Origin of the sequence: Bibersteinia trehalosi USDA-ARS-USMARC-188 (assembly GCF_000521725.1) — a bacterium.
Classification (GTDB): Bacteria; Pseudomonadota; Gammaproteobacteria; order Enterobacterales; family Pasteurellaceae; genus Bibersteinia; species Bibersteinia trehalosi.
The window spans coordinates 1,216,160-1,238,994 of record NZ_CP006954.1 but is presented as its reverse complement, the minus strand read 5'-3'; the positions used below and the strand labels follow the sequence as shown (position 1 = coordinate 1,238,994).

The window sequence follows — 22,835 nt, the reverse complement described above, 5'->3', positions numbered from 1 at the left end:
TTTTAGCCTCCGATTTTCTCAATGTTTACTAACATACATTTTGACTCAGGGGTTTGTGTATTTGCATCACCAGAACGGACAGTTAAGTTATTAGCAAAATAACCTTTTTTTGCTTTGGTGGTCGCAGCAAAGCCCCAGTGAATAGGAATCCCTACCGTATGAATCGGTTTACCGTCAGAAACAAGCGGACGGATCCGTTTGGTAACTAAGGCAACACATTTAATTTCGCCACGTTTAGACCAAACACGCACTCGGTCGCCATTGCTAATGCCTTTTCCCACCGCTAAGGCTTCGCTAATTTCAACAAATTGCTCAGGTTGAGCGACAACGTTAATCAGCGAGTTCTTTGTCCAGTAGTGGAAATGCTCGGTTAAGCGGTAAGTGGTACCCACATATGGAAACTCATCGCTTGTACCAAGATCTGCTTTATCAGACGGTAAAATGCGAGCCACAGGACTTTGTACCACATTTGGGTGTAATGGATTTGTGCCAATTGGTGTTTCCATTGGCTCGTAGTGTTCAGGGAAAGGTCCGTCCACCATACGTTCACGCACAAATAAGCCACTTACCCCCTCAGGCTGCATAATAAACGGCATTGTCGGACTATTTGGAGGGGCTGTACCAAAGTCGGCAACATCAATATAGTTCCAGTTTGTACCATTCCATTTCACGAGCTGACGTTTTGGATTCCATGGGTTGCCTGCTAAATCCGCAGAAGCACGGTTATAGAGGATACGGCGATTCACTGGCCATGCAAATGCCCAACCTAGTGTGTTACCTAAACCTGACGGGTCAGAGTTATCACGGTTTGCCATTTGGTTACCTTTTTGCGTCCATTGTCCGGTGTAGATCCAGCATGCACCAGAGGTTGTTCCATCATCACGCATAAAAGCAAAACTTGGTAGTAATTCACCTTTTTTCACGACAAGATTACCGTTAGCATCTTTGAGATCGACTAATGCATAACCATTGTTCTCTTTCGCTAGTTCCTCTGCTTTTGGATCACGAGGGTTTGCATAGTTCCAACTCATTGCTTCTAAACCTGCAAGTGGTGCTTTTCCGCCCTCTTTTGCATAAAGAGCTAACAATTCCGCACGAAGTTCTGAGAGAATCTCCACATCAGGTTTTGCCTCAAATGGAGCATCAGCAGCTTTCCAGTGCCATTGCAACCAACGCCCAGAGTTAGCGATTGAGCCATCTTCTTCTGCGAAGCAGGTGGTTGGCAAGCGGAATACCTCGGTTTGAATCTGTGCAGGATCTACATCGTTAAATTCCCCATGATTCATCCAGAATTCGGAGGTATCAGTAATGAGTGGATCAAAGATTACTAAGTATTTTAAATTACTCAGTGCCTTGATAATTTTGCCCGAATTTGGATAAGAAGCAACAGGATTCATGCCTTGGCAGAAATAGCCGTTTACCTTGCCTTCATACATTTTTTCAATGAAACGCATATGATCCATACCACCTTTTTCTAATTTCGGCAGGTAGTGGAAACCAAATTCATTTTCAGCAGTTGCTTTATCGCCAAAGAATGATTTCATCATACTGATGAAGAATTTTGGCGTATTACCCCAGTAGTTAGTTTGATCTTTACCCATTTTTTTAGGGGTAATACGATTTAAGAATGATTCTAAGCTGGTATCGCTTTCGGTTGGCAATGGTAAATAAGCTGGTAAACGATTTGGGAATAGCCCTAAATCGGTAATACCTTGCACATTGGAGTGTCCACGCAACGCATTTACCCCACCGCCGGCAACACCGATATTTCCGCAAAGCAACTGAATCATTGCCATTGTACGAATGTTTTGTGAACCCACTGTGTGTTGAGTCCAGCCAAGAGCATACAAGAATGTGGCTGCTTTGTCAGGCGCGGCTGTTTTAGCGATTTCTTCACAGAAGATGTGGAAATCTTTTTGTGAGGTACCTGTAATGCGTTCTACCATTTCAGGAGTGTAGCGAGAAACGTGTTCTTTTAAGACATTGATTACACAGCGAGGGTGCTGCATTGTCATGTCTCGTAACGGTTCACCATTCTCATCAAATTGGTATGCCCAAGTAGATTTGTCTTTGTAAGTTCGAGTGGCTTCATCGTAGCCTGTGAAAAGCCCATCTTCAAATTTAAAACCATCATTGATTAAGAATGTTGCATTAGTATAGTGCTTAACGTATTCGTGCTGAATTTTATCGTTTTGTAACAAATAGTTAATCACACCAGAAAGGAAGGCAATATCCGTGCCTGAACGTAATGGCATATAAATATCGGCAACAGCAGCAGAGCGGTTAAAGCGTGGATCAACCACCATTAACTTCGCACCGTTTTGTTTTTTTGCCTCAATCGCCCAGCGGAAACCGACAGGGTGAGCTTCGGCAGCATTACCGCCCATTACAATAACGAGGTCAGAGTTTTTAATATCAACCCAGTGATTGGTCATCGCACCGCGACCAAATGATGGAGCAAGACTTGCTACCGTTGGTCCGTGTCAGATACTCGCTTGGTTATCAGTGAAGGTAATACCGAGTGCACGTACAAATTTTTGTGTGAGCAAACCTGTTTCGTTACTGCATGCAGAGCCAGCTAAGAAACCAGCAGTAAGCCAGTGATTGACAGGGGTGCCTTCGGCATTCTTCTCAATGAAATTCGCATCACGATCATCTTTCATATGGCGTGCAATACGCTCAATTGCCTCATGCCAAGAAATGCGTTTCCACTCTGTTGAACCCGGTTCACGCACTTCTGGATATTTCACACGGCGATCACTATTGACATAGTCTAATGCGCCTGCGCCTTTCGGGCACAATGCGCCACGACTGACTGGGTGGTCAGGGTCGCCTTCAATATGAATCAGCTTCCCTTTACTATTCATTGTGGCATCGCCACCTAAGCTGTACATCAGCATACCGCAGCCGACTGCACAGTATGTACAGGTTTGACGGGTTTCTTTTGCCCGTAGCAATTTGTATTCACGAGGCGCAGCTAAGGCTTGTGCTGGGGCAAACCCCAACATAGCCGCAGATGTGCCTGCCATACCACCTGCACAGATCTTAAAGAATTTTCTTCTATTGACCTGTAACATAATCACTCCAAAACCGCATTTGCGGTCATGTCTTACTTACAATAAAATTAGCGAGTGCTAAACCGATGAGTTAGTCGAAGGGTGATGAACACTTACTACGACTTTATCAATGGCATAAATGATACATTTTTTTAACAAATTAAACTACTTTTTACCCCAATTTTTAGGAAATAATGTGAGTTCGATCAAAAAAATCCCAGCAAAACGATTGGTTATTGAGAATGGTTCTTTTTCCATTAAAAATCAACAGGATAATTTAATTTCAGAAGTACCCGTTGCACTCGTTTACAATGGCATTTCTCACACGGTAATGATGTGTACACCACAAGATTTGGCTGATTTTGCATTGGGATTTTCACTTGCTGAAGGCATTCTGCTCAATAAAAAAGAGCTTTATGGGCTAGATATTATATCGCACTGCAATGGCATTGAAATTCAAATGGAAATCAGCACTCGCCGTTTTACCGAATTAAAAGCAAAACGCCGCTCAATGGCAGGGAGAACAGGTTGCGGTATTTGTGGGGTAGAGCAATTAGAGCAAGTGCAACAAGATGGCAGAAATTTTGTACAAACTGACCGCTTGCAGGCGGTGTCTCCGCTTATTTTTAATCATTGCTTAGCCCAGCTTGAAAATGCGCAAACACTCGCAAAAGAGACTGGGGCAAGCCACGCCGCGGCATTTTTTACCCCCGAAGGTAAAATGTTAGCGATTCGAGAAGATGTTGGAAGACACGTTGCACTGGATAAATTACTCGGTTGGTATGCTAAAGCGGATAGCCCATTAGGTTTTGTCTTTGTGACCAGCCGAGCCAGTTTTGAAATGGTACAAAAGTGCCTAGCCTGCGGAATTGAAATGCTCTGTGCGATTTCTGCTACTACCGAAATGGCGCAGCAAATGGCAGAGGAAAATGGGTTTACCCTATTAGCATTTACCCGCAAAGGGAGAGCCACAATCTATTCAGGAAGTGATAGATTGGCATTAGATTAACCTTGTTTTTTCTGCTATAATCCCACCCAATTTTTTGCATTTTTTAGCGGTCTTTTGACCGCTTACATTATTTAAGGAACGACAGAATGTCAGAGCAAGAGCAAAATCAAAGCAACTACGATTCTTCCAGCATTAAAGTTTTGCGTGGCTTAGATGCCGTACGTAAACGCCCTGGTATGTATATTGGTGACACCGATGATGGTACTGGTTTGCACCATATGGTGTTTGAAGTCGTAGATAACTCTATTGACGAAGCCCTTGCTGGGCATTGTAACGATATCATTGTTACTATTTATTCCGATAATTCTGTGTCAGTACAAGATGATGGACGTGGTATTCCTGTTGGGATTCACCCTGAAGAAGGTGTTTCAGCCGCCGAAGTGATTATGACGGTATTACACGCTGGTGGTAAATTTGATGATAACTCTTATAAAGTGTCAGGTGGTTTACACGGCGTGGGGGTATCGGTGGTAAATGCACTTTCTTCCAAATTACAGCTTACTATTCGCCGTGAAGGGCATATTCACGAACAAATTTATCATTTAGGTGAGCCAGAAGCACCACTGGCGGTGATTGGTGATACGGATAAAACCGGCACTTGCGTACGTTTCTGGCCAAGTCTTGATATTTTCAAAAATAAAACCGAATTTGAATATGCGATTTTGAAAAATCGCTTGCGTGAACTTTCATTCCTAAATTCTGGTGTGTCTATTAAACTAGTCGATGAGCGTGACGGCACACAAGATCATTTCCATTATCAAGGCGGTATTCAAGCTTTCGTGGATTATTTGATTAACAATAAAAAAGACGATAAGCAAGCAGAATACGATGAAGATCTTGTCTCAGAAGATGACGAAGAAGAGAACAAGAAAAAATCCAAGAAAAAAGAAGGCGAAGTAGAAAATAAAAACGGTGCAATTCACAGTACGCCATTCTATTATTCCGCTGAAAAAGAGGGAGTAGGTGTAGAAATTGCGATTCAATGGCGAAATGCATTGAATGAAGCCGTCTATTGTTTTACTAACAACATTCCACAACGTGATGGTGGTACGCATTTAACCGGTTTTCGTGGTGCATTAAGTAACTCGATCACCAAATATATGGATAGCGATGTCGCAAAACTGACCAAAGACGAGAAAAAAATCAAAGTCAAAGGTGATGACGCTCGTGAAGGATTGGTGGCTGTGGTATCGGTAAAAGTACCAGATCCAAAATTCTCATCACAAACCAAAGATAAACTGGTATCTAGCGAAGTGCGAACGGTGGTAGAAACCACAATGAACGAAGCGTTGCAAGAATATCTGAATGAACACCCAGAAGATGCCAAAGCCATTGTAAGAAAAGTCTTACTTGCAGCTCGTGGACGAGCGGCAGCTGCCAAAGCTCGTGAAACGATTGCGCGGAAAGGGGTATTCTCACTGGGGGGATTACCAGGTAAGTTAGCAGATTGCCACGAAAGCGATCCAAGTCAATGCGAGCTTTTCCTTGTGGAGGGGGATTCTGCGGGGGGCTCGGCAAAACAAGGGCGTGATAGTAACTATCAAGCGGTCTTGCCACTTAAAGGGAAAATTCTCAACGTAGAAAAAGCCCGTTTTGACAAAATGCTTTCATCACAAGAAATTACGGCATTGATTACCACTTTTGGTGCAGGTATTGGGCGTGATGAATTTAACCCTGAAAAATTACGCTATCACAAAATCGTGATTATGACCGATGCGGACGTGGACGGTGCGCATATTCGTACATTGCTTTTAACGTTCTTCTATCGTCAAATGCCGGAGCTTATTGAACGTGGTTATGTTTATATCGCCCAACCGCCACTGTATTCCGTGGAGAAAGGTAAAAATAAACACTACATCTTAGACGATGAAGAAATGCAAACCTATGAATTAAGTTTAGCGTTGGAAAATGCGGCACTATATGCCAGTGCGGATGCGCCTGCGATGAGCAGTGTGGCGTTGGAAAGTTTAATTAGCGAATACAACGAAGTGCAAAAAATGTTTGAACGATTGAGCCGCCGTTATCCGACCAATTTACTTAATCAGCTCGTTTATCAGCCATTGTTTAACGATGATGTTGCAAAAAATCAGGAAAAAGCGACCGCTTGGTTAGCAAACTTGGTAGAAAAACTGATTGCAGAAGAGACGCATGGTAGCCTTTATCAGGGTGAGGTTGTATTGAATAATGAACGCCAAATTTATGAACCAGAAATCGCTATCACGACGCACGGTGTTACCACTAAATATCGCTTAGATTACAATTTCATCAGCGGTGCAGAGTATGCCAAAATCAGTAAATTAGGTTTACAACTGCAAGGTTTACTAGAACCAAGCGCTTATGTGATGCGTGGGGAGCGTCGTAAAGAGGTGAGTAGCTTTAAAGAAGCGATAGAATGGCTAATTAATGAATCTCGCCGTGGACTTTCTATCCAACGCTATAAAGGGTTAGGTGAAATGAACCCGAAAGAGCTGCGTGAAACTACAATGAACCCAGATGCACGTAAGATGTTGCAGGTGAAAATCACCGATGCGATCTTGGCAGATCAGCTGTTTAGCACGTTAATGGGCGATGAGGTTGAACCACGCCGTGAATTTATTGAAGATAATGCATTAAATGCAACATTAGATATTTAGTATTGGCAAGCGGGTTGGCTTTGCAGAAAATTTGCAAAATCTGCCCGCTTGTTTAGCCAAAAGTGGTTAAATCCCGTATAATTCCCCATTTTTGAAACGAATTCTTTTCATTTAAGGTAATACAATGTCAGAACAAGAAAATCAAGAATTAGATCTTAATGGCGAAATGCTTGCTCGCCGTGAAAAACTAGCCCAACTTCGAGCCAAAGGCAACCCCTTTCCAAATACTTATCGCCGTGAACATTTAGCGGCCGATTTACACAAACAATATGATGAAACTGATGGCGAAGCGTTAAAAGAGCAAAATATTCCTGCGGTAGTTGCAGGACGTGTAATGTTACGCCGTGTGATGGGTAAAGCTGCATTTGCGACGATTCATGATGTCAGTGGTGACATTCAGCTCTATATTGCCCGTGATAATTTACCAGAAGGTGAATATGCGGAGCTTATCGCAATGCTTGATTTAGGCGATATTGTTTGGGCAAGCGGTAGCCTGTTTAAAACAAAGACGGGTGAACTGACAGTTAAAGCCCATCAATTTAAATTATTAACGAAAGCGTTGCGTCCATTGCCTGAAAAACACAAAGGCTTGACGGATATGGAAACCCGCTATCGCCAGCGTTATTTAGATTTAATTTCAAACGAGCAATCTCGTCGTACTTTTATGATTCGCTCGCAAGTGGTTTCGGGTATTCGCCAATTCTTCTTAGAGCGTGGCTTTATTGAAGTAGAAACGCCGATGTTGCAAGTTATTCCGGGTGGAGCAGCGGCAAAACCATTTATTACACACCATAATGCGTTAGATGTAGATATGTATCTGCGTATTGCACCAGAACTTTATCTCAAACGCTTAGTGGTAGGTGGTTTTGAGCGGGTATTTGAATTAAACCGCAATTTCCGTAATGAAGGGGTATCTGTTCGCCATAATCCAGAATTTACCATGATTGAATACTACCAAGCCTATGCGGATTACCACGATTTAATGGATAACACTGAAGAGCTATTACGCAAACTGGCATTAGATATTCTAGGTACAACCGATGTGCCATATGGTGAATATGTGTTTGATTTTGGCAAACCATTCGAGCGTATTACTATGCACGATGCGATTGTAAAATATGGTAACGGCATCACTCGTGAAGACTTAGATAGCTTCGAGAAATCCGTTGAAATTGCCAAAGGTTTAGGTATTGAAATCCAAAAATCGTGGGGATTAGGCTCAGTGGTGAATGCCATTTTTGAAGAAGTGGCAGAGCATCAATTGATCCAACCAACTTTCTTAATGGCACACCCTGCGGAGATTTCGCCACTGGCTCGCCGCAACGATGAGAATCCAGAAGTGACCGACCGTTTTGAGCTATTTATTGGCGGACGTGAAATTGGTAATGGCTTCTCAGAATTAAACGATGCGGAAGACCAAGCTGAACGTTTCCACGCTCAAGTTGCTGCGAAAGAAGCGGGCGATGATGAAGCGATGTTCTACGATGATGATTTCGTTGTCGCACTTGAACACGGCTTGCCACCAACAGCAGGTGAGGGTTTAGGTATTGACCGCTTAGCGATGATTTTTGCTAACGCACCATCAATCCGTGATGTGATCTTATTCCCTGCAATGCGTCAAAAATAATGTTACGATAAGATAACGCCATATCAACAGACTCGGGTTTGATATGGCGTTTTTTGTTGCTCAAGCGCTGGTAAATTGCAGAAAAAATGCAAAAAACAAGCGCTTGTCTCTCTTTTACCACGTTATATTTTTCGTCTCTTTAATCTTCCACAACGCAAAGCAAGAAATCAATGAATTGAATGCTAAATACAACCCAACACCGAAGATACCATAGTGGTTGTTCAACTGAATCGCGATGATAGTTGCTACACTTCCACCTAAAATACCTGCAATAGTATAAGCAAGGGCGGCACCAGAATAGCGAGCTTCTGTTGGGAATAATTCAGGCAATAAGATTGAAAGCGGGCCAAATGTTGCACCGATTAAGATCATTCCCACGGCTAAGAACCAAAATAATGATAGTTCTGAGCCATTTTGCAAAAACACTGGCAGGGCTAAACCGAACACTGCGGTTAATGCGGTAAAAAGCAACATCCATATTCTGCGTCCAATTAGCTGAATCCCCAAACCAGACAGCGCAATACTAATGGCAAAAACCACAGAGTTAATCAGTAGCAAGCGGGTAAACAGCGCACTATCTAATCCTAAGCCTAGTGGATGTCCTTGTGGCGAAAGGGCTGTTGGGTTTTTGGCATAGAGTTGAGCAAAAGCAATTAAAATATAGAACAGTACGTAACCTGCTGTAGCGAGTAATACGCCAAGTATAAACGGGCGGAAATGCAGGGTAAAGACAGCTTTGGCGGGTAAGTGTACCGTTTTACCCTGCTGCTCGGCTTTTAAAAATACTCTACTTTCATGCAAATTCACACGAATATACAAACCAATAGCAACCAGTATTAACGAAGCAAGAAAAGGAATACGCCAAGCCCAATCTAAAAAGGCTTGTTGCCCAAATAGTGCCGTGGTTAAGAAAAAGGCACCATTGGCGAGCAACAAGCCTATTGGGGCACCAAGTTGTGGAAAAATGCCAAACCAGCCGCGCTGGTGATTAGGTGCATTTTCAGTGGCAACTAATGCGGCACCAGCCCATTCACCACCGAGAGCTATGCCTTGTCCAATACGGCAAAGACAGAGTAGTAGCGTAGCCCAAATACCCAGTGCAGCATAGTTTGGTAGTAAGCCGATCATCATGGTCGATAACCCCATAAGTAGCAATGAAGCAACTAATGCTCGCTTTCGTCCAAATTTATCGCCAACATGCCCGAATAGCACGGCACCGAGTGGTCGGGCAAAAATGGCGAGAGCAAGGGTGGCGAGTGAGGCAATTTGGTTTGACATTGGGTCATGACTATTAAAAAACTGGTGATTAAAAATTAGCACTGCAGCCATGGTGTAAATATAATTATCAAAATACTCAATTGTCGTACCGATCATTGCGGCAGTTGCGACTCTAGTTGGGTTATTTTTTTGCATGGTTTGCACCTTTTAGCAAAAAATTGACCGCTTGTGGCACATTTTCAGCATGACTAATAGCACTAATCACTGCTACACCATCTGCACCAGAGTCTCGGAGTGGTTGTACATTCTCGGGCTTTATGCCTCCAATAGCAACGAGTGGTTTAGTGATACCATGTTTTCTCAATGTATGGATAAATTCCATGCCGACTACCGGCTTGGGATCTGTTTTGGATTGTGTAGGAAATACGGGGCCAATGCCAAAGTAATCAATTGCCGGATCCATATTGCTAAATTTTGCTTGTTCAAGTGTATTAACTGATAACCCGATAATGAATGGCTGTTTGGCTTTTTGCCGAATTTCGGTAACTGGAGTATCGCTTTGCCCCACATGAATGCCATCTGCCTCAAGTTCAAATGCAAGTTTGACGTTATCATTGACAATAAAGGGTACATTATATGTTCGGCAAAGATCGCGGCAGGCTAGAGCTAGTGCATGCTGTTTTTCCGGCTGATTTTCGAGTGAAAATGCGCCTTTATCTCGAAATTGAAAACAGGTAATACCGCTTTCAAGGGCTTGACGTAAAATACATAATAAATTTTCAGCGGGATTGCCTGCGTGAATTCGGCAATCTTGAGTGCCAGCAATAAAGTAGAGTGGAAGATAAGATTTAATTAACATAAGACTCCTTAAGTTGGTTGTATATCACTGTCCATATGCCCAATGATTAGTTGGCCCTTGTCCATGTCCGATATTGAGTGGCTGGCGAATTGCTTCTGTAATAAAGGCTTTAGCAATTTTTATTGCTACCTTTAATGGATTGCCCTTAGCAAGTTCAGCCGTCAAACAGGCAGAAAAAGTACAGCCTGTGCCGTGTGTATGGGGCGTGTGAAAGCGAGGGGAAAAAAGGGTAAATTGTTCTTCAGGAGTAAAGACCCAATCCACACAAGCTTCATTTTGCGCATTAAAACGGTGTCCACCTTTGATGATTACCGTACTTGCTCCCATCTCTTGTAGTTTAGCTGCAGCGTTAATCAAGCTATTCTCACTCGCAATAGTGAGCCCCGTTAATGCTTCTGCCTCCGGAATATTAGGCGTGATAACATCAGCCAATGGCAACAGCGTTTCTCGTAGCGCTTGGATAGCATTTTGTTGCAACAAGGGCGCGCCACCTTTAGCAATCATCACGGGATCTAACACAAATGTACCCAAATCGAACAGCTTAATTTGCTCAGCAACGCATTCAATAACCTCTGCTGTGCCAAGCATGCCGACTTTAAATGCTTGAATATTAAAATCCTCTGCAACCGCCTTTATTTGAGCCTCAATTGAAGGGAGAGGAATAGTGTGAATATCAAACACTCCTAAGGTATTTTGGGCAGTAACGGCAGTAATAACGGAAGTGCCGAATACCTTACGCATTTGAAAGGTTTTTAAATCGGCTTGAATGCCTGCCCCTCCACCGCTGTCTGAGCCTGCAATAGTTAAGGCTTGATAAATATTAGACATTTGCAATTTTCTCCCGTAATTTGACCGCTTGTGGGCTCATCACGCCCAATTCATCAAGTAAGCTTGTTTGGAATTGTCCCAATTGGCTTGGTTGTAATTTCTCTGCAGCTAATTCACCGGCAATTGCGTAGGTGGAACAGGCCTCACACAGTGCATCGAAATAGCCTGTTGGTTCGGCAACGCTTAAAAAAGCGGTGCAAACAGCACTTAACAAACAGCCTGATGCGGTGATTTTGGGGAGCATAGGCGTACCATTGGTAAGCAATGCTGTGCGTGTGCCGTCGCTGATCACATCCGTTTCACCACTGATAACCGCAATAGTGCGATATGTGTTGGCAACAATTTTAGCGATTTCGATCAGGTTGCCGCGCCCATTTCCGGCATCTACCCCTTTAGCTTGCCATTCAATGCCGGCAATCGTTGCCAATTCGCCAGCATTGCCGCGAATAGCGGCAAATTGAACCTCGCTCAGCAAGCGTTGTACAACGCGTTTACGATAGTTTGTTGCGCCTACCCCTACAGGGTCGAGTAAAACAGGAATGCCGATTTGATTGGCGGTTTTACCAGCAAGCAACATTGCCTCTAATTCTTTGCCAATCAAAGTACCGATATTGATCACCAAGCCGTTGCTGATTTGGGGCACCTCTTCCATTTCTTCGATATTGGCAGACATCAAAGGCGAAGCACCTAATGCTAATAGACCGTTGGCGGAAAAATTGGCGGCGACAATATTGGTGATATTGTGAATCAATGGATTCTGTTGGCGGATTTGAGTTAAATAGCACATAAAACTTTCCTTACTAAGAGATTTTCCCCTCTCCTGTTTATAGGTGTGGGGAAAGGTCAAGTTACTTTAATTCCACGGCATAATTTTCCAATGGTGGCATCTCTTTGACTAAGCCTTGGGCGTTTAAGAATTCTGCCATTCGGTGATAGCGATGGCTATCTAAGGCTCTTGGGCGATGGGCAAGGCGAGGTAGAGTGTCTGTCCAAGCTCTGCGGTTAAGCTCGTTGTTTAGCTCTTGCGGTTTGTAACTCACAAAGGCTTCCCATGCGGCGTGAGGGTGATTTAGGGTGTAAACTGTTGCTTGTTCAAGTGAGGTTAAAAATGCCGAGAATTTGGGTTGATTTGCTTTTTCTTTATGAGCGACAACGATCAGCTCATCATAAGCCGGTACGCCGTGTTCTTCGGGAAAAAATGCCTTGCCTTTATGTTTTTCCAATGCTAATTGATTGAGTTCAAAGTTACGGAATGCGCCAATCACTGCATCCACTTGCCCTGAGAGTAAAGCAGGCGAGAGTGACCAATTGACATTGACAAGCTCAATATCTTGCTTGGAAACGTTTACAGACGAGAGCATGGCTTTCAATAAAGCATCTTCAAATCCACTCACTGAATAACCGATTTTTTTACCTTTTAAATCAGCAAGGCTGTTGATCTTGCCGTTATCCAGCACTACAAGGCTATTGAGTGGCGTCGCAATCAATGAGCCGATCCGAGCTAAGGGTAAGCCTTGAGCCACTTGTTGCTGAAGTTGTGGTTGGTAATTTATCGCTAAATCTGCTTTGCCGGCAGCGACTAATTTAGGCGGCATACTGGGATCAGCGGGTTCGATAATTTCTACCTCTAACCCTTGTTCCGCAAAATAGCCTTTTTGCTGTGCCACAATAATGGCAGCGTGATCAGGATTGACGAACCAATCCAGCATCAAGCTGATTTTTTCTTTCGCGACGAGGGTTTGAGCAGCCATCAATGTGGCGACGGCAAGAAAAGTGCGGTGTAATGTCATTGTGTTTCTCCGTTTAATGTAAATATGCCGCCCAAGGCACAAGGCGTCTGAGCAGCCGGTCGGTAAAAAAATAGAGGGCAAGAGCCTGTATGATGAGGATAAATAGGGCAGCGAACATGAGATCGGTATGCATTCGGGCGTTGGCATGTAGCATGAGGTAGCCCAAGCCTTGTGACGAACCGACCCATTCACCGACAATCGCTCCAATTGGCGCAACGGATACGGCGATGCGTAAGCCTGAAGCCAGTGAGGGTAATGCCGCAGGCAGACGGACTTTAAACAATATAGCAAGCGGTGAAATTTGTAGTGTTTTTGCCAAATCCAACCAAGTGTTTGGTGTGTTACGTAAGCCGTCAAAACAAGCAGTGGTGACAGGGAAATAGATAATCAACACCGTCATCATAATTTTGGAAGCCAGCCCATAGCCGAACCACAGAACCAATAACGGCGCAATTGCAAATACCGGTATGGCTTGTGAAATGACCAAAATAGGCAATAACAAACCGGAAAGGCGTTGATAACGTGTGAGCAGTAATGCCGAGCCTAAGCCAAATACACTGCCGAGTAATAAGCCAAGCAGAATTTCAAGCAGGGTAATTTGCGCATGACTCCATAAGAGCGGTATGTTTTCGCTGAGTTTGTGCCAAACGGCAAAGGGCGAGGGCAGCAAATAGGGCGGAATTTCGCCTAAAATGACCGCACTTTGCCATAAAAATAGCAAACAAAGTGCGATAACAAGCGGTCGAAAAAGCGGTATTTTTTGCAAAATTTTCATAGATGTTCCCCGCTTGTTTTTCCTTCACTAATTAATGCCTCAAACAATTGCTGCTGTAATTGCCAAAGAGCTTGATTCTCCAGTGTTCTTGGTGTGAGTCCGGTTAGCGGATAAACGGTAGAAAGTTCAGCAGGCAGGCCGCGAAGAATACGAATCTCATCACTGACCCGAATGGCTTCTTGTGGATCGTGTGTGATCAGTAGTACCGTTTTACCACGCAACAGCTCGACTGCTAAGGATTGCAGTTGATGGCGAGTAACAGCATCAAGGGCAGAGAAGGGTTCATCCATTAAAATTAAATTAGCCTCTTGCATCAGTGTGCGGGCAAGGGCAACACGTTGCCGTTGTCCACCAGAAAGCTGGTAGCAAGGCTTATGAAGATGATCGGATAAGCCTACTTGTTCGAGGAGATAAACCGCTTTTTGGTAAGTTTCTGCTGATTTTTGACCGCTTAAATGCGCGTGAAGTTGAACGTTATCAACCAGTGACAGCCACGGATAGAGCGCATCGGTTTGTGCCAGCCAAGCAAGACGGGTATTGGCGGCAAAGCAGATTTCACCTGCTTGGACAGCGCGATCTTCAAGCCCAGCAATGGCGCGTAGCAGCGTTGATTTCCCTACGCCACTGCTTCCGAGGAGTGTTGTCCACTTGCCTTTTGGAAGCTCAAAATTAAAGTGCTGAAATAGCTTGCATGAGCCAAAAGCAAGGCAAAGGTGCTTAATTGCAACGCACATTTTCCCTCCGAATTACAGGATTCGGAAAGCCAAAGCGTGCAGGATAGAATAAATGAGAGAGATAGAATGGGATCTTGGCATCATTAGTTTCCTACGGCAGCATTAACTGAATCAGGTTCACGGGTATCATCTCAGCCTTTAACGGCACCCCGACTAATGGCGAAGACTATACGGGAGTTTGCTTGAAGAAACAAGTAAGAATTTACAAAAATGTGAACAAGTATGTATTTTTGTAAAGGCATTGCCTGTTTGTACCTTGTCTATTTTTAGCTTTTAGACTATCATCAACCGATTTGCGCCCTCACTTGGGCTTAATGATTTAGGAAAAGAACATGTCTAGAGAATTTAAACGTAGCGACCGTGTCGCTCAAGAATTACAAAAAGAAATTGCGGTTATTTTACAGCGTGAGGTAAAAGATCCGCGCATTGGTATGGTGACCGTATCTGATGTTGAGATTAGTCGTGATCTGGCATATGCGAAAATTTACGTTACCTTCTTATTCGATAATGATCAAGATGCGATTACACGTGGTCTAGCAGGTTTGAATAATGCCTCAGGTTATATCCGCACCTTAGTGGGTAAAGCGATGCGTTTGCGTATCGTGCCTGAGCTTAAATTCTTCTATGATAAATCGTTGGTTGAAGGCATGAGAATGTCGAATTTGGTTACCAATGTTGTACGCCAAGACCAAGCTCGCCATGTTGATGAAGAGGCGGAAAACGAAGCATAATGGGGAGAAGACCAAAAAAAAGAGGCAGAGATATTCATGGCATTTTTTTGTTAGATAAACCGCAGGGTGTTAGTTCTAACGATATTATGCAAAAGGTCAAACGGCTATTTAATGCCAATAAAGCTGGGCATACAGGCGCGCTTGACCCTTTAGCAACAGGGATGTTGCCTATCTGCTTAGGAGAAGCCACTAAGTTTTCGCAGTTCTTATTAGATTCGGATAAACGTTATTTAGTTTGCGCAAAACTCGGGGAGCGTACAGATACGAGTGATGCAGATGGGCAAGTTGTGCAAACGCGGAGCGTTAATGTCTCTGAGCATGATATTTTAGCGAATTTAGATGCATTTCGTGGTGATATTCTGCAAGTACCAACGATGTTTTCTGCTTTAAAACATAATGGTAAACCCTTATATGAATACGCTCGTGCGGGGATTAATGTAGTGCGTGAAGCACGTCCTATTACCATTTTTGAGCTGAAATTTATTGAATATCAAGCACCATTTTTGACCCTTGAAGTACATTGTTCAAAAGGAACTTATATTCGCACCTTAATTGATGATTTAGGTGAGGCTTTAGGCTGTGGGGCACACGTGACGATGTTACGCCGTATTGCGGTTGCAGATTATCCATTTGAGAGAATGATGACCATTGAGAATTTGCAAAATTTAGCCGAAAATCAAGCGCTTGCCACGTTAGATAAGCTGCTTTTGCCGATAGATAGCGCGGTGAGCCGTTTGCCGAGAATAAATTTAGATGAGTTGCAAACTAAGGCTGTTGGCTTTGGTCAAAGGCTGAAGTTTGCTAATGAGCAGCATATTCTGGGTGCAGCGCGCTTATTTTCAGCAGATGGAACCTTTTTAGGTGTAGCTGAAATTCGCGAAGATAATGTGATTCGACCAAGCCGAATGGTAGTGATAGACAAGGATAATGATGTATAAAAAATTACGTAATGTTGCATTAATAAGTGCTGCAACTTTATTGGCAGTTGCTTGTTCTAGCGATAAGTCGCAGATTAAGCCATTAGCGCTGGATGCGCAATATGCTAAACCGCGCACATTCCAAAATTTTACGGATTATGTTGTTTTTTTAAAACAAAAGGCCGCTGGACAAGGCGTATCTGCCAAGGTTTTAAACTCTCAGTTTAATATTAATTATGTGGCTCGGGCTGTGGAGTTAGATCAGGAACAAGCTGCGCGTCGTCGTGATCCAAATACCCCTCCGCCTGCACCTAATCCTAACGGTGTAACCAATTATTTAAATAAAGTTTTAACCCAAGCTAAGGTGGATGCTGCGGTAGATCGCTGGTGGCAATATCAACCTCATCTACATAAAGCAAGCCAAAAATATGGTGTCCCTAAAGAATATTTAATGGCTCTTTGGGGAATGGAAAGTAGCTTTGGACGCTATCAAGGTAATTTTGATGTGCTCTCAGTGCTGGCAACTTTAGCTTTTGACGGAAGACGAGAGGCGTTGTTTACTCAAGAATTTGTCAATGCGATGAAAATGTTACAAAACGGAACGATTTATCGTGCTGAAATGAAAGGATCGTGGGCTGGTGCAATGGGACAAACTCAATTTATGCCAACCTCATATTTGAAATATGCAGCAGATGGTGATGGCGATGGCAAAAAAGACATTTGGCGAAACCAGTATGATGCTTTTGCTTCAATAGCCTCTTATCTTGCTACAGTAGGATGGGAACAAAATCTGCCTTGGGGGGTTGAAGTGAAATTAGCACAGCCAATGGATCTCTCATTTGCTGGTATTGAAAAGCATCAGGCAAAATCACTTTCTGAATGGCAATCTATGGGGCTTTATTTAGCTTATCCTAGCGAGCAGGAAAATCGTAAATTAAATGCGTTACGCAGTGCAAAATTATGGTTAGTGCGTCCAGATAAAGAAGTAGGGCGTGCGTTTTTGGTCTCAAATAACTATCGCACGATTATGGACTGGAACCGCTCGAATAATTTTGCTATTAGCATTGGTAAATTTGCAGATCGGATTGAACAGGCAGTAAGGTAACCATGAAACAAGCGGTGCAATTTTTGCAAAATTTTGCAAGATTTGCACCGCTTGTATTATGGGTATTTATTTTGTTTTCTTCGCTGAGCAGTCGGCCATTTTTTTACGAATTTCACGACGTTCTTTGGAAAGTTCTGCATTCCGAATAATGTAATCATCTACACGATTTTCATAGTCATCACGCATATCCATAATAATTGTGCGAATTTGCTCTACGGTCATGTCATTACTAATATATTGGTTTAAGTTATCCAATAATAAGATTCGCTTTTGATTATCGCGGATTTTTTTGTCGTTATCTGCAGTTTCACGTAGCAGTTTATTTTTTAAACGATAGAGGTGAATATAGTCCAACATGTCTTGAACAGATTTTGGATTAGTTGTTTCCACGAGTTACTCCTTAAGTTAATAAATTCATCCGTTGCAAATGCTAGAGCTTTTATGTGTTATCGTCAAAGCATTTGATCAAATTTTCTGTAAAAAATCACAAATAAACTGCTGTAAATCAAGTTGCAAGTTATGGTAGAATTCGCCGTTATTTGACAATATTACATTTCTATTGGGAGTATGCAATGACGAGTGCAAACAAGCGTTCTGTGCCAACGCTTTTCTCTGAAAAAACGGATATTTATAGCCACCAAGTACGTATTGTATTAGCGGAAAAGGGCGTTGCTTATGAAATTGAAAACGTACAACGCGGTACGATTTCAGAAGATTTAATGGAAGTTAACCCGCGTGGCACAACACCAACCCTAGTTGATCGTGATTTAGTACTCTCTAATGCTCGTATCATTATGGAATATTTAGATGAGCGTTTCCCACATCCACCGCTAATGCCTGTTTATCCTGTCTTACGTGCGCAATGTCGTTTAAATATGCATCGTATTCAACAAGATTGGTATTCATTAATGGATTTTATTGATCGCGATCCTAACACGCCAGATGCGCAAAAAGCTTTAAAGCAATTGCGTGAAGAGATTTTAGCGCTAGCGCCAGTATTTTCTGATACTGAATACTTTTTGAGTGAAGATTTCAGCTTAGTAGATTGCTATATTGCTCCGTTATTATGGCGTATGCACAATTTAGGCGTAGAATTTAGCGGTAAGGGAAGTGCAGCCGTTAAAGGTTATATGAGCCGAGTATTTAAACGCGATAGCTTTTTACAATCAGTAGGTGGTAGTGCGCCGAAAAACCTCATGGATGATAAAGATTAATGAAACCGTTACGACCTTATCTTTACCACGCTTATTACCAATGGATTTTGGATAATGATAATACCCCTTATCTATTGGTAAATAGCGAATATCCTGGTACAGATGTGCCGCAGGAATTTGTGCGTGATGGTAAGATCATCTTAAATATTTCCCCACGCTCAATTGGGCAATATATTGTTGATGATGAAGGCATTAGTTTTAGCGCTAGATTTCAAGGCATGCTACGTGATGTATATGTACCTTTAGGTGCAGCCGAGGCTATCTATGCTCAAGAAACAGGGGATGGTGTTATGTTCCAAGATGAACCGTATTATGATGCGGAAAATTATCTTATGCGTACAGCGGATGTTAAAGAAAGTGAGAAGATAACACCCAAAAAACCTAAAAAGTCGGGTCATTTAAAGCTGGTTAAATAAATGTATAAGCCTATCTATTGATAGGTTTTTTTTTGCGTTGCTTTCTATCAATTGTTTACAACTTTCTGAAAATTTACTTGCATTGTTTATATCAATACTTTATCTTATATGCAGCGCACTACTTTAATAGTACAACAAGACAAGCAAATGTAATAAACAAGGATACTCTTATGAAATTTAGTAAAACTATTCTTTTTACCGCTCTTTCTGCTTTGGCTTTGAATGCCTTTGCCAGCGAAAAAGTACATAATGTAGCAATTACCGCTATTGTTGAACACCCTGCATTGGATACTATTCGTCAAGGCGTGATTGAAGAACTTGCACGCCAAGGCTTTGAAGAAGGTAAAAATATCAAGATTGATTTCCAATCTGCACAGGGGAGCACCGCAACGGCGGCACAAATTGCACGTAAATTTGTGGGCGATAAAGCCGATATTATTATTCCGATTACCACACCGAGTGCTCTGCCGGTTGTGGCGGCAACACGCTCAATTCCGATAGTTTTCTCTGGGGTAACAGATCCTGTTGCGGCAAAATTAGTGAAATCGTGGGAGCCAAGTGGCACAAATGTAACTGGTATTTCTGATCACAAACCAATCGAACCACAACTTCAGCTGATTCAAACCCTTGTACCGGAATTAAAAGCTGTAGGTTATGTGTATAGTGCAGGGGAGGTAAACTCTGCGATTGTCTTAGAAGAGTTACAAAATGCGGCTGCTAAAGCCAATGTGAAAGTTGTGCCAGTTGCAGTACAACGCAGTGCAGATATTGGTACAGCCGCTCGTAGCTTAAATGGTAAAGTGCAAGCTATCTATATTTCAGAAGATAATGCGGTTGTCTCGGCTTATGAAGCGTTACATAAAGCAGCATTGGAAGCAAAAGTGCCTGTGATTGCGGCGGATAGAGACACAGTAAAACGTGGTGCATTAGCGGCTTATGCGGTAAGCCAATATGATATTGGTGCAGAAACAGGTAAAATTGCCGCACGCATTTTAAATGGCGAAAAAGCAGGTGATATTGCAACGCATGGCGTGAATAAAATGGAATTATCGGTAAACACTCAAACCGCCAAAGAGCTTGGTATCCTCATTCCAGAAAATATCTTAAACGAAGCGAAAGAGCAGTTTTAAATGAATAAGAGCCTTGAGAAATCAAGGCTCTTTTACTATAGCCGTTTTTCTACTGCGGTTAGCATACCGCGTAATAGATTTAATTCGGTAGTTTCCAATTCCGCACGCTGGTAAAGTCGGCGTAATTTTAGCATAACAGCATCGTTACGGATAAAGCCCAGTTTTCGATAAAGCCGTTCAGTATGGGCGAAAAAATGTTCTAAATTTTCAGCACTAGGGTAGTCGGCAAGCGGTCGATTTTCTGATTTTTTTTGCAAATTTTGTTGTGCTAACCACGCCATGCGAATTTCATAACAGGCAAGCTGTACTGCCATCGCTAAATTAAGTGAGCCGTAATCAGGGTTTGTTGGAAAATTCAAATGGTATTGACATTTGAGCAGTTCTTCATTGGTTAATCCCACCCGTTCACGCCCAAAAACCAGTGCAATTTTGCCTTGCTCGGCACGTTGCATTACCAACTCACCGCAGGCTTTAGGCTCAATCAAACTACTTTGTAAATGGCGTAATCGAGCACTCGTACCAATAACTAATTGGCAATCAGCAATGGCCTCATCAAAACTATCGTAGATTTGAGTTTGTTCTAGCACATCTTTTGCACCCGCTGCAAGGGCTGTTGCTTGCTCATCAATGGCTTGTTTAGGGGATACAAGTCTAAGATGATGAAAGCCCATCGTCTTCATTGCACGGGCTGCCGAGCCTATATTGCCCGAATGAGACGTTTCGACCAATACAACTTGAATTTGATTTAATAAATCCATCATTCCGCCACAAAATCACCCGATTTGCCGCCACTTTTTGAAAGCAGGCGGACTTTTTCAATGACCATATCTTTTTGCACCGCTTTGCACATATCGTAAATAGTCAAAGCCGCCACACTTGCCGCTGTTAAAGCTTCCATCTCCACGCCTGTTTTACCGCTTAATTTGCAAAGTGATTCAATGCGAACTTGATTGGTTTCTGGCAAGGCTTCAAGCTGAACTTCCACTTTGGAAAGAAGTAGCGGGTGGCAAAGCGGGATCAGTTCCCAAGTGCGTTTTGCGGCTTGAATCCCTGCGATACGAGCAGTGGCAAACACATCGCCTTTATGGTGATTGCCCGAGACGATCATCTGTAAGGTTTCGGGATTCATGGTCACAAAGGCTTCCGCTCGCGCAATGCGAACGGTGTCATTTTTTTCTGAAACATCAACCATATTAGCCTCGCCGTTTTGGTTGATGTGGGTAAATTGAGTCATTATTTGTCCTTTTTTGTATTAAATGTATCGGGCGGACACATCGGTCACCCCTGCAAGCGGAATTTTAAATTTATATTGAGCAAGAATAATGCACATATGTAGGGGCGTATTGCATACGCCCGTAACAATATAAATCCCAACGAATAAATGTAAATAATGCTCTGTTTGGGCGTACGCAGTACGCCCCTACAACAGCGTTTTGTTATTGAACAATTATTGTCTTTTGTAAGGCGTACTGCGTACGCCTGCGGGCGTGAGCATCACGCCCCTACATACAAGGTGATGAAATTGTAGGGACGCCACGCTGGTGTCCGTAATGATATTTCATTTTGCAAAAAAATCGCTAAAAAACAGCGCTTGCTATCCCCCGATACTCGCCAAATTATTCCGCACACCACTATCCCCAATATGCAAATAATGATGTTCTCTTTTGCCTTGTAGTGCAGATTTTAGACGAGCTTCCAATTGTAAACATTGGTCATCAGATTGTAATAGATCTCGTATTTCTATCCCTTCTTCGCCAAATAAACATAAATGCAATTTTCCTAAGGCAGAAATGCGTAAACGGTTGCAACTGGCGCAGAAATTTTTTTCATAGGGCATAATCAAGCCAATTTCCCCCACATAATCAGGGTGGGAAAGCACTTTGGCAGGGCCGTCTGAGATTGCCCGTTGTTGTAATTGCCAACCTTCATTTAATAAACGAGTTAGAATGCTTTGCCCTGAAAGATGTTGGGCTTTGAAAAAGCTATCCATTTCGCCCGTTTCCATTAGCTCAATAAAACGCATTTGAATAGGTTGATGTTTAATCCAAGCCAAAAATTTGTCTAGCTCTTTGGCGGTGTATTGTTTCATCAATACCGCATTGACTTTGATTTTTTTATAACCTACGGCAAAAGCGTGATCAATGCCGTTGAGAATGGATTGGAGCTTATTCTCGCCAGTGATGAGTTGGAATTGACGAGGATCTAGGCTATCTACACTCACATTAATATCGGTAATACCACTTTCTTTCCAAAGTGCCACATCTCGTTCCATACGGTAGCCATTTGTCGTCAGGGCGACTTTGCGGATCCCTTGTGTTTGAGAAATTGCCTGAGCGATGTCTAAAAAATCTTTACGAAGTGTAGGTTCTCCCCCTGTAATCCGGATTTTTTCCGTACCAAGATCGGCAAATGCCCTTGCAATACGACGAATTTCATCAAGGGTTAAAAACGTTTGTCTATGAGTAGGTGGGTGATAGCCGTGTGGTAAACAGTAGTTACAACGAAAGTTGCAAACATCAGTCACAGATAATCTCAAATAGGTATATTGGCGTTGAAAACGATCCACTAGGGTAGAATCGTTGCCGATATTTTTGATCGGAATAGTTTGCATTGAACACCTTTCTAAATACGAGAGGCATAGCCGTTTCCAGCGATACCTTGTGCGAATTTCGCAGGCACTGCCGCCATATCAATGACTTAGGCAAACAGGCTCGGGGTCAAAATTACGGTTATTATAGCGAAAGTAAGCACTAGAAAGAATGATTATATGCGGCTTTATCGCCGAGAAAATAC

The 22,835-nt window shown here is 42.8% G+C and carries 21 protein-coding genes and 2 riboswitches; of the genes, 9 read left to right on the top strand and 12 right to left on the bottom strand.

Annotation, left to right across the window (positions count from 1 at the left end):
• Window positions 1–2: 2 nt before the first annotated feature.
• Entirely contained in the window at window positions 3–3,077 is a 3,075-nt protein-coding gene (fdnG, locus tag F542_RS05665; protein ID WP_144084232.1) for a formate dehydrogenase-N subunit alpha, read from the bottom strand.
• A 175-nt stretch (window positions 3,078–3,252) separates the two neighbouring features.
• On the opposite strand from fdnG, the gene fdhD reads away from it, so the two are divergent.
• The 3 genes from fdhD (at window position 3,253) to lysS (ending at window position 8,325) form a co-directional block, all read left to right on the top strand.
• Entirely contained in the window at window positions 3,253–4,065 is an 813-nt protein-coding gene (gene fdhD, locus F542_RS05655) for a formate dehydrogenase accessory sulfurtransferase FdhD (RefSeq protein ID WP_025267075.1), read from the top strand.
• A gap of 86 nt (window positions 4,066–4,151) precedes the next feature.
• Window positions 4,152–6,698: a DNA gyrase subunit B gene (locus F542_RS05650; protein WP_025267074.1), complete on the top strand. Its 2,547-nt coding sequence runs from the start codon at window positions 4,152–4,154 to the stop codon at window positions 6,696–6,698.
• A gap of 124 nt (window positions 6,699–6,822) precedes the next feature.
• Window positions 6,823–8,325, top strand: coding sequence for a lysine--tRNA ligase (lysS, locus tag F542_RS05645; protein ID WP_015432470.1), 1,503 nt, complete (start codon window positions 6,823–6,825; stop codon window positions 8,323–8,325).
• A 114-nt stretch (window positions 8,326–8,439) separates the two neighbouring features.
• On the opposite strand, the gene F542_RS05640 is transcribed toward lysS, so the two are convergent.
• The 7 genes from F542_RS05640 to F542_RS05610 all read right to left on the bottom strand — a co-directional run bounded on the left by F542_RS05640 (window position 8,440) and on the right by F542_RS05610 (window position 14,529).
• Window positions 8,440–9,738: an MFS transporter gene (locus tag F542_RS05640; RefSeq protein WP_015432471.1), complete on the bottom strand. Its 1,299-nt coding sequence runs from the start codon at window positions 9,736–9,738 to the stop codon at window positions 8,440–8,442.
• A complete protein-coding gene (gene thiE / locus F542_RS05635; protein ID WP_015432472.1) occupies window positions 9,725–10,402 on the bottom strand; it encodes a thiamine phosphate synthase in 678 nt (225 codons plus the stop codon). The genes F542_RS05640 and thiE overlap by 14 nt, the downstream gene beginning before the upstream one ends.
• Window positions 10,403–10,426: 24 nt before the next feature.
• Window positions 10,427–11,230, bottom strand: a complete 804-nt coding sequence (gene thiD, locus F542_RS05630) for a bifunctional hydroxymethylpyrimidine kinase/phosphomethylpyrimidine kinase (RefSeq protein WP_015432473.1) — start codon at window positions 11,228–11,230, stop codon at window positions 10,427–10,429.
• Complete coding sequence (thiM, locus tag F542_RS05625) at window positions 11,223–12,017, bottom strand: hydroxyethylthiazole kinase (protein WP_015432474.1); 795 nt, start codon at window positions 12,015–12,017, stop codon at window positions 11,223–11,225. The genes thiD and thiM overlap by 8 nt, the downstream gene beginning before the upstream one ends.
• Window positions 12,018–12,078: 61 nt before the next feature.
• Window positions 12,079–13,020, bottom strand: coding sequence for an ABC transporter substrate-binding protein (locus F542_RS05620; protein ID WP_025267073.1), 942 nt, complete (start codon window positions 13,018–13,020; stop codon window positions 12,079–12,081).
• Between the two features lie 13 nt (window positions 13,021–13,033).
• Window positions 13,034–13,795, bottom strand: a complete 762-nt coding sequence (locus tag F542_RS05615) for an ABC transporter permease (protein WP_038445750.1) — start codon at window positions 13,793–13,795, stop codon at window positions 13,034–13,036.
• Complete coding sequence (locus F542_RS05610; protein WP_025267071.1) at window positions 13,792–14,529, bottom strand: ABC transporter ATP-binding protein; 738 nt, start codon at window positions 14,527–14,529, stop codon at window positions 13,792–13,794. Before F542_RS05610 ends, F542_RS05615 begins: the two co-directional genes overlap by 4 nt.
• A gap of 71 nt (window positions 14,530–14,600) precedes the next feature.
• Window positions 14,601–14,691: riboswitch (TPP riboswitch) on the bottom strand.
• Between the two features lie 170 nt (window positions 14,692–14,861).
• Between F542_RS05610 and rbfA the strand changes: the two genes are divergently transcribed.
• The 3 genes from rbfA to F542_RS05595 are packed head-to-tail and all read left to right on the top strand — an operon-like array spanning window position 14,862 to window position 17,282.
• Entirely contained in the window at window positions 14,862–15,260 is a 399-nt protein-coding gene (rbfA, locus tag F542_RS05605) for a 30S ribosome-binding factor RbfA (RefSeq protein ID WP_015432478.1), read from the top strand.
• On the top strand, window positions 15,260–16,198 hold the full coding sequence (gene truB / locus F542_RS05600; RefSeq protein ID WP_025267070.1) for a tRNA pseudouridine(55) synthase TruB: 939 nt from the start codon (window positions 15,260–15,262) through the stop codon (window positions 16,196–16,198). Before rbfA ends, truB begins: the two co-directional genes overlap by 1 nt.
• A complete protein-coding gene (locus tag F542_RS05595) occupies window positions 16,191–17,282 on the top strand; it encodes a lytic murein transglycosylase (RefSeq protein ID WP_015432480.1) in 1,092 nt (363 codons plus the stop codon). The genes truB and F542_RS05595 overlap by 8 nt, the downstream gene beginning before the upstream one ends.
• A 66-nt stretch (window positions 17,283–17,348) precedes the next feature.
• Here the strand turns inward: F542_RS05595 and F542_RS05590 are convergent, their stop codons facing one another.
• Window positions 17,349–17,639: a DUF496 family protein gene (locus F542_RS05590; RefSeq protein ID WP_015432481.1), complete on the bottom strand. Its 291-nt coding sequence runs from the start codon at window positions 17,637–17,639 to the stop codon at window positions 17,349–17,351.
• Between the two features lie 215 nt (window positions 17,640–17,854).
• Here F542_RS05590 and F542_RS05585 point away from each other — a divergent pair, with 215 nt between their 5' ends.
• The 3 genes from F542_RS05585 to F542_RS05575 all read left to right on the top strand — a co-directional run bounded on the left by F542_RS05585 (window position 17,855) and on the right by F542_RS05575 (window position 20,042).
• The gene (locus tag F542_RS05585) at window positions 17,855–18,496 is read left to right on the top strand and encodes a glutathione S-transferase N-terminal domain-containing protein (RefSeq protein ID WP_015432482.1); all 642 of its coding nucleotides are present in this window, start codon (window positions 17,855–17,857) and stop codon (window positions 18,494–18,496) included.
• The gene (locus F542_RS05580; RefSeq protein WP_015432483.1) at window positions 18,496–18,912 is read left to right on the top strand and encodes a ClpXP protease specificity-enhancing factor; all 417 of its coding nucleotides are present in this window, start codon (window positions 18,496–18,498) and stop codon (window positions 18,910–18,912) included. Before F542_RS05585 ends, F542_RS05580 begins: the two co-directional genes overlap by 1 nt.
• A gap of 170 nt (window positions 18,913–19,082) precedes the next feature.
• Window positions 19,083–20,042 (top strand): ABC transporter substrate-binding protein, encoded by a 960-nt coding sequence (locus tag F542_RS05575; RefSeq protein ID WP_025267068.1) that lies wholly within the window; start codon window positions 19,083–19,085, stop codon window positions 20,040–20,042.
• A 35-nt stretch (window positions 20,043–20,077) separates the two neighbouring features.
• Here F542_RS05575 and trmJ read toward each other — a convergent pair whose 3' ends face one another.
• From trmJ to moaA, 3 genes are all read right to left on the bottom strand, one after another.
• Window positions 20,078–20,800 (bottom strand): tRNA (cytosine(32)/uridine(32)-2'-O)-methyltransferase TrmJ, encoded by a 723-nt coding sequence (gene trmJ / locus F542_RS05570; protein WP_015432485.1) that lies wholly within the window; start codon window positions 20,798–20,800, stop codon window positions 20,078–20,080.
• Window positions 20,800–21,276 (bottom strand): cyclic pyranopterin monophosphate synthase MoaC, encoded by a 477-nt coding sequence (gene moaC, locus F542_RS05565; RefSeq protein ID WP_015432486.1) that lies wholly within the window; start codon window positions 21,274–21,276, stop codon window positions 20,800–20,802. Before moaC ends, trmJ begins: the two co-directional genes overlap by 1 nt.
• Before the next feature lie 360 nt (window positions 21,277–21,636).
• A complete protein-coding gene (gene moaA / locus F542_RS05560) occupies window positions 21,637–22,653 on the bottom strand; it encodes a GTP 3',8-cyclase MoaA (protein ID WP_015432487.1) in 1,017 nt (338 codons plus the stop codon).
• A riboswitch (molybdenum cofactor riboswitch) is annotated at window positions 22,642–22,771 on the bottom strand. It overlaps the preceding gene by 12 nt.
• Window positions 22,772–22,835: the final 64 nt, after the last annotated feature.